Genomic DNA, 12,207 nt, shown 5'->3' on the forward strand with positions numbered 1-12,207 from the left:
ACGCCGGTGTGCCTGCTCACCAGCAGGATGCTGGACCGATCAGCGCGAGGGACGAGCCGAGCGTCCAGGCGGTCATGCCGCCGACGCTCGCGTCGTGTTGCTCACCGTGCAAGCGTTCAGCGCACCGGCGTCATGGAGATCTCCCAGAACCCCGCGTAGCGTCCGCCGCGGCGCAGCAACTCGTCGTGACCGCCGTCCTCGACGATCCGGCCGCCGTCCACGAAGACGACACGATCGGCACGCCGGACGGTCCGCATGCGGTGCGCCACCATCACCACCGTCCGGCCCGCCATGAGGCGCTCGATCCCCTCGTGGACGGCCGCCTCGTTCTCCGGGTCCAGCGCTGAGGTCACCTCGTCCAGCAGCACGATGGGCGCGTCCTTCAGCAGCGCCCGCGCGATCGAGACCCGCTGGCGCTCGCCGCCCGACAGCAACGCGCCGCCCTCGCCGACGTTGGTCGCCCATCCGCCGGGCAGCCGCTCGATCACCTCGCCGAGCCCCGCCGCGGCCGCCGCCGCCCGCACCTCCGCCTCGCCGGCGTCGGGGCGGCCGAGACGTACGTTCTCCTCGATCGTGCCGTCGAACAGGTAGAGGTCCTGGAAGACGACGGCGATCCGCGCCATCAGCACCTCCGTGTCGATCGAGCGCACGTCCACCCCTCCCACGCGCACCGCGCCCGCGTCCACGTCGTAGAACCGCGCGAGCAACTGCAGCAGGGTGCTCTTGCCCGCGCCCGACGGCCCGACGACGGCGAGCCGCTGTCCCTGCGGCACGGACAACGACACGTCGTCGAACACCGTACGGTCGCCGTGCCGGAAGGTGACGGACGCGAGCTCCAGGTCATGGCCCGCCGGTTCGATCGGGTCGGCGGGCTCCGGCAGCGGCTCGGCGCGCAACACCTTGTCGAGCCTGTCCAGCTCGGACCGGGCGCCGCGCAGCCGGCCGCCGATGTCCGACAGCGACAGCAGCGGGTCGGCGCAGCGGGCGGCCAGCACCAGGATCGTCAGCACCTCCGCCGCGCCGATGGACCCGCCGAGCACGAGGTAGGCGCCCAGGACCAGCAGCACGGTGAAGATCGCCTGCACGACGAGCGTCAACCCCACCATGCCGGGCAGCGTCGCCAGCACGCTACGCCGGGACGCGCGCTGGACTCCCCGCAGGGAGTCGTCGAGCAGCGCGAAGCGCTCCGCGGTGCGGCCGCCGGCCCGCAGCACCGGCTGGGCCTGGAGATACTCGATGACCCGCCCGGCCGCCTCGTGGTCGCGCTCGTGGCGCTCGTCATCGGTGGCGGCCATCGAGCGGGCCGTCCAGATCTGGATCGCGGCCACGACGGGCACGGCGGCCAGCGCGGCCAGCCCCATGCGCCAGTCGAAGACGAGCATCACGGCGACGATGGCCAGGGGAGTCACCACGGCGGAGATGAACGGCGCCAGCAGATGCGCCGCCACGCTCATCGCCGCCAGCAGCCCGCGACCGGCCATGAGGGACACCTCGCCGACCCGGCCGGCGGTGTACCAGCCGATGGGCAGGCGGGCCAGATGCTCGCCGAGCCGGTGGTACAGGCCGCGCACCATCGTGGTCCCGACGCGCATGCCGGACAGGTCGCTGGTGTAGCGCAGCACGGCGTAGACGGCGACCGCGGCCCCGAACGCGGCCAGCCACGGCCAGGCGTCTCCGGGCGTGTCCCCGAGCAGCGCCCGCAGCACGGGAACCAGCAGCGCGTAGGACAGGCCCTCGGCCGTCGCGGTGATCGTCATGAGGGCCATGGTGCGGCGCATCGTCCCGGCGTACTCGTGTCCGAGCACGCGCAGCAGCATGCGGATCATCGGGGCTCATCTCCTTGTCGTACGTCACCGGTGGTGCCGCTCGTGCCCGCGACCGCCGATCGGTGGGATCGCCAGAACGCGGCGAACCTTCCGTTCCGTGCCAGGAGTTCGGCGGGGCTGCCGCGTTCGACGATCGACCCGTTCTCCAGCATCACGACGGTGTCGGCGTCGGCGACCGTCTCCAGGCGGTGGGCGATGACCAGGATCGTCCGATCGCCCTCCAGCGTCGCCAGGGCCCGGCGTACCGCCTGTTCGGTCCGCGGGTCGGCGAACGCGGTCGCCTCGTCGAGCACCAGAACGGGCGCGTCGGCCAGCAGCGCGCGGGCGATCGAGATGCGCTGCGCCTCGCCGCCCGACAGCCGCGCGTCGTCCCCGAGCACGGTGTCGTATCCCCGCGGCAGCTCAAGGATGCGATCGTGGATACCGGCCAGCCGGGCGACGCGGACCACGTCGTCGCGGTCGGCGTGCGGCACCGCGAGGGTGATGTTGTCGGCGACCGAGGCGCGCAGCAGGCGCACGTCCTGGAAGACGAAGGAGACCCTCCGGTAGAGCTCCCGGCTGCCGAGCTCGCGCAGATCGACGCCGCCGAGGAGGACCGAGCCGTGGGCCGGGTCGAAGAACCGCGGCAGCAGCTGGACCAGCGTGGACTTCCCGCTTCCCGACGGTCCGACGACCGCGGTCACCGTCCCCGGTTCGAGCACCAGGTCGATCCCGCGCAGCACCTCGTGGCCGTCGTCGTAACCGAACCGGACGTCACGCAACTCCACCCGGTGCCCCCGCGGCGCGACCGGGTCGTCCGGCTCCGGCAACGACGGCACCTCGAGCACGTCCTTGATCCGGCCGACCGCCCGCCTGGCGGCCTGCAGGTCGTCGAAGCCGTGGCCGAGGGCCGCCACCGGCGCGGTCAGGCCCAGTCCGAGCAGCAGGAAGGGCAGCAGGCCGGCCGGGGCCAGGCCGCCGGACGTGATCAGGGCCGCCCCGCCGACCAGCACGACCAGCAGCACGAACGGCGGCGACAGCGCCAGCTGCATGCCCGCCGCGATCAGGGACATGCTGCGCACCCACCGGAAGAAGACGCTGACGAAATCGTCGGCGGCCTTGAGGAACTTGCGGTGGGCGCGCCCGGACCCGCCGAACGTCTTGACCACCGCGATCCCCTGGACGAACTCGACGGCGGAACTCGCGATCCGCCCCATGGCCGCGTCGAACTCCTCCTGCTCGCGCAGCCGGGCGGGCCGCATCATGAGCGGGACCAGCGACACCGCCATGGCCACCGGGATCAGCGTGATCAACGTCAGCCGCCAGTCGACGGTGGCCAGGTAGACCAGCGACACCAGCGGCACCACGAAGGCGGAGACCAGCTCGCCGGGGGAGTGGGCGATGAACGGGTGCACGGCGCTCACGTCCTCACCCACCACCTTGGCCAGCTCTCCGGTCCCGCGCCGGGAGAACCAGCCGATCGGTACGCGCCCCAGCCGCTCCGCCAGCTGCCGGCGGAACGTCAGCTGCACCTGGCCGTCGATGACGTGCCCGATCCCCGAAGAGGCGGCCGTGAACAGCAGCCGGACGAGCAGCCCGGCCGCGCCAGCGATCACCACGAACCAGACATGGCCGTGGTCGACGGGGCCCGGCGACAGCAGGACACGGCCCAGCTCGACGACCGCGAGCAGCGGCGCCAGGCCCGCGACGGAGCCGATCACCTGCGACAGGACGACAGCGGCGAAACCCCATCCGTAGGGGCGCAGCAGCCGTGCCATGCTCTGTCCCGGCCCGGAAGCCGCGCCCGGTGGTGGGGCGGACTGCTCCCCGGCCTGGGCGAGGTCGGTGGCGGTCATGAGTCTCCCGTCTTCGTGGATCTCGTCGCGACCAGGGCCGTGTCGAGGCCGTGGCCGCGTTCCCCGGGCGGCGTCACCCGGACAGGCCGCGGTGGAGCGCGGCGCCGAGCTCGGCGATCTGCCGCTGGGAGACCTCGGCGGACAGGATGGCCTGTGAGCCGTGGAAGGTGCCGGGCCATTGGTGGAGTTCGACCGAGACGCCCGCCTGGAGCAGGCGGGCGGCGTAGGCGATGTCCTCGTCGCGGTTGGGACACAGTTCGGCGGTGGCGATGTAGGCCGGGGGCAGGCCGGTCAGGTCGCCGGCGCGGGCGGGGGCGGCGTAGGGGGTGGCGGGGGCGTCGCCGAGGTAGTGGCGCCAGGCGGCGGTGACCTTGTCGCGGTTCATCCAGGGGGTGTCGGTGAAGGCGCGGGCGGACCAGGTTTCCTGGCGGTCGTCGAGGCCGGGCTGGTTGAGCAGCTGGAAGCGGATGGACGGGCCGTGCTCGTCGCGGGCCCGCAGGGTCATGCCGGCGGCCAGTCCGGCGCCGGCGCTGTGGCCGCCGACGGCGATGCGGGCAGGGTCCAGGCCGAGGCCGGCGGCGTGCTCGGCCGTCCAGCGGAGCACGGCGTAGGCGTCGTCCAGGGCGGCGGGGAAGGGGTGTTCGGGGGCCAGGCGGTAGCCGACCGAGATCACCACCGTGCCGGAGACGCCGGCGAGCCGGGCGGCCCAGGGATGCTCGGTCTCCAGGTCGCCCATGACCCAGCCGCCGCCGTGCAGCCACACGACGGCGCCCTGCGCCGCCTGCCGGGGGCGGTAGACGCGCACCGGCACGTCAGGATCGGCGGGCACCATGAGGTCCTCGATCTCCAGGTCCGAGGTGTCCGGCGGCGCCACCGCGGCGGCCAGGGCGGCGAAATCCTGCCGCTCGGCGATCGGATCACGAAGATCCGACTGGGGGAACAGCGGGATGAAGGCTTCCAGTTCGGGATCCATGCAGCTCATCCTGGCCGCTGCCGCCCCGCGCCATCATCCGCCAACCGTCGCCGATCACCGCTGGGTCGCGCGCCGATCGTCGCGTACCCTTCCGGGCATGGAGGCACTGGCCGTACGGTTGTCGCACCTCGACACGGAAGCCGGTGGCGCGATCCGGGTCGTCATGTTCTACGACACGCTGATGCGCCGCCGGGTGGATCTCCCCGCGCTCGCCCGGGCGTCGGCCAACCTGGCCGGGTGCGTGACCGGGATACGGCTCCACGGCCCGGGACGCGTCATCCGCTACTCACCCGACGGCAGGCAGGCCGCCGACCCGCCGTCCCCCGCGTCCACCACGGCGCCGATCACCCTCGACGACGAGGAGATCGGCACGGTCTGGCTCGAACGCGCCGCCCCTCCCGTCCTGCTCGACGAACTCCTGCTCGACCGGCTCGCCATCGCCGCCGCGGCCGTCGTCGAGAGGTACGGCCCCGCCAGCACCACGATGGCCGACCCCGCCCTCGTCGAACTCGCGATCAGCCCCGGCAGTGAGGAGGCCGCCAGAGCCCGGGCGCTGCGGCTGCTGGGATTCGCCGCCGACCTGCCCGTCCGCGTCGCCGCCGTACGCTCGCAGCTCCCGCTCGACCAGGTCGGCGGCCTGATCTGCCCGTCCCGCCCGGTCAAGGCGGCGCCGCTCGGCGGCGTGGGCGTCATCCTGGCCACCACCGTCGACCAGAGCCGGTTCCCCGCGGACGTGCAGGCGGGCATCGGCGTCGCGGCGAGCCCTTGCACGTCCTGGCAGCAGGCCCGCACCGCGCTGCGCTACACCACACCGCGCCGGCCGGTCATTCACTACGACGACCTGGGCGCGCTGGCCCTCCTGGCCGAGATCCCCCCGGACGTCGCGCGCGGCAACGCCGACGTGGCCGCGATCGCCCGCATGGCCGGCACCCCGGAGGATCTGGAGACCCTGGACGCCTACTGCGCCACCGGCTCCCTGCGCCAGGCCGCCGACCTCCTCCACCTGCACCACAGCAGCATCGCCCGCCGGCTCGAACAGATCGGCAAGGCCCTGGCCATCGACCTCACGGAACCGGCCGGGCTGACCCGCGCCAGAATCGCCCTCACCACATGGCGGCTCCTCGACGCGTGAGGAGCGCTCGCCGTGCGGCCCTCGCACGGGCGGACATGCACCCTGGGACGTACCGCCGAACGCGCCCGGATCCGCCGGTGCCTTCCGGCGCCGGCGGATCCGGGCCTTCCCCTTACCCGAACTGGCCGGGCTGGTAGTCGCCGGCCGGCTGCTGGGTGATGACGTTCAGGCGGTTGAAGGCGTTGATGGTGGCGATGAGCGTCACCAGGGCGGTCAGCTGCTCCTCGTCATAGTGCTTGGCGGCATTCGCCCAGACCTCGTCGGAGACACCGACGGCCGCGTCCGCGAGGCGGGTGCCCTCCTCCGCCAGCTCCAGGGCGGCGCGCTCGGCCTCGGTGAACACCGTCGCCTCCCGCCAGGCCGCGACCAGGTTGAGCCGCACCGAGCTCTCCCCGGCGTGCGCGGCGTCCTTGGTGTGCATGTCGATGCAGAAGGCGCAGCCGTTGATCTGGCTGGCGCGCAGCTGCACCAGTTCCCGCGTCGTGGCCGGCAGGCTCGAGTCCGCGACCACTTTGCTCACCGCGACGAAGTGCTTCATCGCCTTGGCTGCGAGCTGGTTGCCGAAGACGTTCAGACGAGCATCCATGGTGGGCTCCTTGTCGTTGTTGCTGGTCGCCCTATTGACGGGCCTGCCCGGCGATGTGTGACAGGAACGGGTGTGACATGGGCCACCCGCCGAGCCGGGCGCGCGGCGGCACCGGACCGCCCCTGCTGCTCCTGCACGGCGGAGGGAGGTCCGGCTGGATGGGCGCGGTGAGTGATGAAATATGGAGCTATGGACTCAGTCGTGCCCCACACGCGTCTCGACCTTGACCGGATCAGAGCGGCCCGCCAGGTGATCGACCCGCGATTCCTGGACACGCCGCTGTACGAGTGCGACACGCTGGGACGCCGGCTCGGCTGCACGGTGAGCGTCAAGCTGGAGACGGCGAACCCGGTCCGCAGCTTCAAGGGGCGGGGCACCGAACTGGTCGCGAGCCGGCTGACCGGCCAGGGCCGGGCGGCCGCGGTGTGCGCCAGCGCCGGCAACCTGGGCCAGGCGCTCGGCTGGTCGGGTCGCCGCCGTGGCCTCGACGTGACGGTCGTGGCGTCACGCTGGGCGCCGGCTGCCAAGCTCGATCGGATCCGCGCGCTGGGTGCCGAGCTGGAGCTGGTGGAGGGCGACTTCGAAACGGCCCGCGAGCGGGCGGCGAGCATCGCGCGACAGCGCGACGTGCGATTGGTCGAGGACAGCCTGGACATCGAGACCTGCGAGGGCGCGGCGACCATCGGCCTGGAGCTGGCGAGCGGGACGCCCTCGTTCGACGCCGTCCTGATCGCCTTGGGCGGCGGCGCGATGGCCACCGGCGTGGGCCACGTCATGAAGGCCCTGCTGCCGGCGGTCGAGGTGATCTGCGTGCAGCCCCTCGGCGCACCCGCGATGACCCGCTCGTGGCACGAGCGCCGGGTCGTCACCACCGAGTCGGCCGACACCATCGCCGACGGCGTCGCCGGCCGCTATCCCATCCCCGAGGTCCTGGACGACCTCCTCGAGGTGGCCGACGACGCCGTCCTGGTCCAGGAGGCGTCGATCGTCGCGGGCATGCGGATGCTCCTGGAGGACGGGGGGCTCGTCGTCGAGCCTTCGGCGGCCCTCGGCGTCGCCGCCGTTCTGGAGGACCGTGACCGGTTCGCCGGACGCCACGTGGTCACGATCGTCTGCGGCAGCAACGTCGACCTGGACGTCTATCACCGCTGGGTCCGCACGTAAGGCCCCGCGCGGCGCCTCGTGACCGACCGAATCTTGCGATGCCGGAGTCGGGCCGTCGGATCCCCAGGCTGGGTTGCGGTCGTCTCTGGCCGGTCGGATGCGCGTTCCATCGTCGCGGCCTAGCGATCCGTTCTCCCATATCTGGACATGTGTCGAGTTTCCCGGCGGACGGGCGCAGCGGCACCGGGAGCATCGATCGTCAACCATAGGTTGACGATCGGCAATCGTCAACCTATGGTTGACGACATGGACAGTGCGGTACGTCTCCACGACCTGATCACCGCGATCAAGACTCGCCACCCCGACGGCGACCCCCTGGGCGAGTTGTCGGACGCGGTGGCCCTGGGCGAGTACATCGGCGAGGTGGCCGACCATCTGATCGGCCACTTCGTCGACCAGGCCAGGCACTCCGGCGCCTCCTGGACCGACATCGGGCGCAGCATGGGCGTCACCAAGCAGGCCGCACAGAAGCGCTTCGTGCCCAAGGACGGCGGCCCCGACCTGGCGGCCGACATGCGCACCTACGCCCGCTTCACCGATCGGGCCCGCAGCGTCGTCGTGAAGGCGCAGGAGGAGGCGCGTGCGGGGGGCCACGACCACATCGAGCCCGGCCACCTGGTGCTCGGACTGCTGCGCGAGCCGGAGGCGCTGGCGGCCGCGACCATGGTGGCGCTCGGCGCGTCACCCGGCTCGGTCAAGGACGCCGTCACGGCCGCGCTCGGGCCGGGCGAGGGGAGTCCCCGGCAGATGATCACCCCGTTCTCCGCGCAGGGCAGGAAGGCCCTGGACCTGACGTTGCGTGAAGGGCTGCGGCTGGGCCACGACCATGTGGGCACCGAGCACATCCTGCTCGGCATCCTGTCGCTGGAGGACGGGCCCGTGGTGCGGGCGCTGGCGGACCTGGGCGTGACCAAGGAACCGGCCGAGCGCGAGATCATGCGGGCGATCAAGGAGATCAGGCAGGCCAGGGAATGATCTCCCGCCGGGGCGGAACGGGGCCCGCGTAACTGTCGGTGGCCATCGATAGAAAGGAGGCCATCGTCAGATCCCCCGGCATGAGGAGTGGCCAGTCATGGAGCAGGAATCCGGGCCGGCCGCCCGGCCGCGCGTCGTGGTCTCCGTGTCGACGTCGGTCGACGGGCGAGTGACGCTCCGCAGCGATCGCCTGCTGATGGAGGCCGATGCCGCCCGGATCTGGCGGTCCATGCAGCCGGAGGGGGCGCAGGCTGCCGAGGACGCACGTTCGGCGCTGCTGGCCGGTCTGCACCAGCCGCAGGCGGTCCTGGAAGGGAGCGGATCGCTCGTCACCGGCTCCACCGGGCCGCTGACCGGACTGCCCGAAGACTTCGATGAGCCGGTGGACACGCTGTTCACGGACTTCCTGCCCGAGGAGGTCGTCGAGCGGCCAGGGCACGAGAAGTGGTTCACGGTCGTCGACAGCCGGGGCCGGGTGCGATGGTCGATGAAGCGAAACGGCGGGTTCGACCTGCTGGTGCTGGTGGCCCGCGCCACGTCCGCGGCCTATCTGGCCCATCTGCGCCGGGAGCGGATCCCCTACCTCGTCGCCGGCGGGGAACGTGTCGACCTCGCCGCCGCCCTGCGGCGCATGCGCGACAAGCTGGCGGTGACGTGCGTCGTCTCGACGGCCGGGGGCGGGCTCAACGGCGCGCTGCTCCGGGCCGGTCTCATCGACGAGATCCAGCTGCTCGTCATCCCCGCCGCCATCGGCGGGCACGGCACACCCGCGCTCTTCGACGGCCCCCAGCTCGCGGACGGAGAGCTTCCCACCCGGCTGCGGTTGCTCTTCGCCCATGTCGGAGGCGACGGGATGCTCTGGCTGCGCTACGAAGTCATCCGCGAGGCCGGCGCCACCCCCTGAACACGAGTCGCGCGTCCCGCCCGAGCGGGACGCGCTCATCTTCCGCTTGACGTCAGCGCACGGGGACCTGCGAGACGGCCGTCCCGCGGCCGGTGGCCTCCCACCCGGCCACGACCTTCGGGCCGGCGCCCAGGGCCCGGTCCAGCGTGACCGTCACCGTCGACGTCCCCTTGCGGGGCACGGTGACGACGCGGCTGCCCGCCGTGCCCTGGCCGTCGCGGACGAACAGGTGCGCCTTGCCCGCCGCGCCGGCCCGGAGCCGCACCTTCACCGCATCCTCACCGCGCTTCGCGGAGACGGCCTCGCCGCTCTGCGACGGCCTGGCCGCGGGGCCGCCGGCCGGCGGCACGTGCACGCGGACCGCCTGCTCCAGCGACTGCGGCGAGTCCAGGCTGGACAGGGCCGTGTCGGGGATCACCGGGTCGGCCGGGGTGGTCGGCCGGTCCGCCGGCGGCTCGTATCCGGGCAGCGTCGCGACGCTCCACCGGTACGGGTCACCCTGCACCCCGCCCCACGTCGACCAGCCGATCCGGGTCTGGCCGGTCTTGTCCTGGGTGTCGGAGTCGTACACCAGGACGTTGAGCCCGAGGTGCTTCGGATCGACGGCGGCGGGCAGCACCCCCATCGGGATGGACATCTCCACCGTGTACTCCCCTTCGGACACCGCCGAGGCCACCCGCATGCCCGGAGCGGTCTCCTCGCCCGGCCCCTGGTGGTGGTCGGCGTCCCGCAGGAAACACGGCGGGCCCTCGGTGGTCACCGGCAGCACCGCGGCCTTGAACGTCGTGGAGGTGTTCTCGGACGTGCCGCGCGGATCCAGCGTGACCTCCACGGAGTCGGTGCGCCAGTGCCGCTTGCAGTCGGAGGCGGGCAGCCGCGTGCCGAGCACGTCGTCCTTCACGTGGACCAGCAGGTACAGCGTGTCGTCGTGCCAGGCGACCTGGGCCGTGCCCGAGCAGTCGGCCGCCGACGAGCAGGCGTCACCCTCCCAGCGCCGGGAGACGTCGAGGGCGCTGCCGGAGTACTCGCCGTCGCCCTCGGCGCCGTCGACGGCGGGCGCGGAACCGGCCTGCGGGACGGTGGCCGCGGGCACGAGTTCGAGCGCCGGCCTGCTCGTGCTGGAGCCGTCCTCGCTGGTGCCGGTGCTGGTGCCGGTGCCGGTGCCGGTGCTGGTGGTGGTGCCGGTGGTGATGGTGTAGGCGTAGTCGCCGCCCTCGTTGGAGGTCTTCAGCGACGGGTCGGAGTTGGTGACGGTGAACGGCACGGTCGCCGACCTGCCCGCCGCCAGGTCGTCGAAGGCGGCCTCGGCCCGATCGGCGGTGAAGCCGTCGGGCAGGTCCAGGCGTACGGTGCCGGACCGGGTGTCCTCGCTCAGGTTCGTGACCACGACGCCGACCTGCCGGGAGCCGCCCGACGGCAGCGTGAGCACCGGGGTGACCAGGCCGCGCAACTGCGGCACGCCCACCTCGGCCACCCACGTGCGGAACTGGGCGACCTGGGGGAGCGGCTGCTGCTCACCGCGGACGGCGGGGCTGAGCTCGACCTGGCGGTCGGTGTAGCCGCCGCCCCTCTCGGTGGTCAGCGTGGCCGCGAGTCGGGCCCGCTCTCCGGCCCGCTGTCCCGCGCCGCCCTCGGGAGGCGTCACCGTGAACGTCGCCTCGCCGGCGCGGCCGGGGCCGAGCCTGCCGAGGTCGCCGGACCCGCTGACCCGCCAGCCGTCCGGCACGCGCAGCGCCACCGACGAGCGGCCCAGCGGCGTGCGCGGGGGAGCGGTCGCGGTGACCTCGACGGTGAACGCGGTCCCGGGGCGCACGTCGAACGTACCGGTCCGCATGGCGAACAGCGTGCCGAGCGGCACGGCGCCCTTCGCCCTGGTCAGCGCGCCGTCGAGGATGGCCGTGGACGCAGCCGCCGCGTCCGTGCCCGGCTCGGGGAACGGCACCCGCGCGTCCACCTGGGTGAAGAAGTCGCACCCGAGCTGGGCGGGGTCGGCCGGGACATCGGGGAAGCCGGCCCAGCCCTGGGAGGCGTACGTACGCTGGGCGTCGCGCTCGACGGCGGCCCACGTGGCGCCCTGCGCCGCGGAGGCGCGCCCGCTCCACACGCCGTACACGTTCTGCGCCGGATTGTCCGGCCGGAACGTCGAGGCGCAGTCAGGGCCGTTCCTGGAGGTGCCGCGCCCGCCGCCGGTCAGCAGCCGGGCGGGCGCGAACGGACGCAGCCCCTCGCGGCTGATCTGCTCGGGGAACGCCTTGGGGTCGGCCGCCGCGTAGAACGCCTCGACGGCCAGCCGCGCGGCCAGCTGGTGGTTGCCGTGGTTGCCGGGCGTGGGGGCAGGATCCATGGTCAGCAGGATCTCGGGCCTGGTCGTGCGGACGATCCTGACGACCTTCTCCAGCGTGTCGCCCCCCCACACCTGGTCCGTCAGCGGGGCGCTCACCGTGTAGAAGAAGTCGACGTCGTCGAGGTTGAAGACCTCGCGCACGCCCGCCTTGCCCACGGCCGAGCGCTCCTCCGCCTCGCGTAGCAAACCGAGCGCCGGGCCCTCCTCGGGCCCGACCGCGTTGCCGCCGCCCTCGCCCCTGGTCACGGTGACGACGCCGGTGCGTACGCCGTGGTCCTCGTTCCACTGCCCGAGCGTCGACAGGCTGAAGGCCTCGTCGTCGGGGTGGGCGCCGACGAACAGCGCGCCGAGGTCGACGGGGGAGGCGGGGGAGTCGGGTGGGGCGGCGACGGCCGGTGCGGCCGGCAGGACGGCGAGCAGGACGGCCGTCGCCACGGCCAGCCGGCCCACGGCTGTTGGACGCATGGA

The 12,207-nt window shown here is 73.1% G+C and carries 9 protein-coding genes; 4 read left to right on the forward strand and 5 right to left on the reverse strand.

Features of this window, described 5'->3' with window-relative positions; genetic code table 11:
• Positions 1-116: 116 nt before the first annotated feature.
• The 3 genes from ABGB01_RS08075 to ABGB01_RS08085 form a co-directional block, all read right to left on the reverse strand.
• The gene (locus tag ABGB01_RS08075; RefSeq protein ID WP_347771834.1) at positions 117-1,826 is read right to left on the reverse strand and encodes an ABC transporter ATP-binding protein; all 1,710 of its coding nucleotides are present in this window, start codon (positions 1,824-1,826) and stop codon (positions 117-119) included.
• The gene (locus tag ABGB01_RS08080; protein ID WP_347771836.1) at positions 1,823-3,661 is read right to left on the reverse strand and encodes an ABC transporter ATP-binding protein; all 1,839 of its coding nucleotides are present in this window, start codon (positions 3,659-3,661) and stop codon (positions 1,823-1,825) included. Before ABGB01_RS08080 ends, ABGB01_RS08075 begins: the two co-directional genes overlap by 4 nt.
• A gap of 73 nt (positions 3,662-3,734) precedes the next feature.
• Complete coding sequence (locus tag ABGB01_RS08085) at positions 3,735-4,634, reverse strand: alpha/beta hydrolase (RefSeq protein WP_347771838.1); 900 nt, start codon at positions 4,632-4,634, stop codon at positions 3,735-3,737.
• A gap of 97 nt (positions 4,635-4,731) precedes the next feature.
• Here ABGB01_RS08085 and ABGB01_RS08090 point away from each other — a divergent pair, with 97 nt between their 5' ends.
• Positions 4,732-5,766 (forward strand): helix-turn-helix domain-containing protein, encoded by a 1,035-nt coding sequence (locus tag ABGB01_RS08090; protein ID WP_347771840.1) that lies wholly within the window; start codon positions 4,732-4,734, stop codon positions 5,764-5,766.
• Positions 5,767-5,878: 112 nt separating this feature from the next.
• On the opposite strand, the gene ABGB01_RS08095 is transcribed toward ABGB01_RS08090, so the two are convergent.
• Positions 5,879-6,352: a carboxymuconolactone decarboxylase family protein gene (locus tag ABGB01_RS08095; protein ID WP_347771842.1), complete on the reverse strand. Its 474-nt coding sequence runs from the start codon at positions 6,350-6,352 to the stop codon at positions 5,879-5,881.
• A 201-nt stretch (positions 6,353-6,553) separates the two neighbouring features.
• Here ABGB01_RS08095 and ABGB01_RS08100 point away from each other — a divergent pair, with 201 nt between their 5' ends.
• The 3 genes from ABGB01_RS08100 (at position 6,554) to ABGB01_RS08110 (ending at position 9,395) form a co-directional block, all read left to right on the forward strand.
• Entirely contained in the window at positions 6,554-7,516 is a 963-nt protein-coding gene (locus ABGB01_RS08100; protein ID WP_347771844.1) for a pyridoxal-phosphate dependent enzyme, read from the forward strand.
• A gap of 246 nt (positions 7,517-7,762) precedes the next feature.
• Positions 7,763-8,491 carry a Clp protease N-terminal domain-containing protein gene (locus tag ABGB01_RS08105; protein ID WP_347771846.1) on the forward strand — a complete coding sequence of 243 codons (729 nt, stop codon included), beginning with the start codon at positions 7,763-7,765 and terminating at the stop codon, positions 8,489-8,491.
• A 97-nt stretch (positions 8,492-8,588) separates the two neighbouring features.
• Entirely contained in the window at positions 8,589-9,395 is an 807-nt protein-coding gene (locus ABGB01_RS08110; RefSeq protein ID WP_347771848.1) for a dihydrofolate reductase family protein, read from the forward strand.
• A gap of 52 nt (positions 9,396-9,447) precedes the next feature.
• Here the strand turns inward: ABGB01_RS08110 and ABGB01_RS08115 are convergent, their stop codons facing one another.
• On the reverse strand, positions 9,448-12,204 hold the full coding sequence (locus ABGB01_RS08115) for a sugar-binding protein (protein WP_347771850.1): 2,757 nt from the start codon (positions 12,202-12,204) through the stop codon (positions 9,448-9,450).
• Positions 12,205-12,207 lie beyond the last annotated feature (3 nt).

This window comes from Nonomuraea sp. B5E05, assembly GCF_039880665.1.
Lineage (GTDB): Bacteria > Actinomycetota > Actinomycetes > Streptosporangiales > Streptosporangiaceae > Nonomuraea.

What these genes read in the sequence shown, in the direction of transcription:
- ABGB01_RS08075 (WP_347771834.1), bottom strand. Translation starts at nt 1,826, where the DNA reads ATGATCCGCATGCTGCTGCGCGTGCTCGGACACGAGTACGCCGGGACG.
- ABGB01_RS08095 (WP_347771842.1), bottom strand. Translation starts at nt 6,352, where the DNA reads ATGGATGCTCGTCTGAACGTCTTCGGCAACCAGCTCGCAGCCAAGGCG.
- ABGB01_RS08085 (WP_347771838.1), bottom strand. Translation starts at nt 4,634, where the DNA reads ATGGATCCCGAACTGGAAGCCTTCATCCCGCTGTTCCCCCAGTCGGAT.
- ABGB01_RS08090 (WP_347771840.1), top strand. Translation starts at nt 4,732, where the DNA reads ATGGAGGCACTGGCCGTACGGTTGTCGCACCTCGACACGGAAGCCGGT.
- ABGB01_RS08080 (WP_347771836.1), bottom strand. Translation starts at nt 3,661, where the DNA reads ATGACCGCCACCGACCTCGCCCAGGCCGGGGAGCAGTCCGCCCCACCA.
- ABGB01_RS08115 (WP_347771850.1), bottom strand. Translation starts at nt 12,204, where the DNA reads ATGCGTCCAACAGCCGTGGGCCGGCTGGCCGTGGCGACGGCCGTCCTG.
- ABGB01_RS08105 (WP_347771846.1), top strand. Translation starts at nt 7,763, where the DNA reads ATGGACAGTGCGGTACGTCTCCACGACCTGATCACCGCGATCAAGACT.
- ABGB01_RS08110 (WP_347771848.1), top strand. Translation starts at nt 8,589, where the DNA reads ATGGAGCAGGAATCCGGGCCGGCCGCCCGGCCGCGCGTCGTGGTCTCC.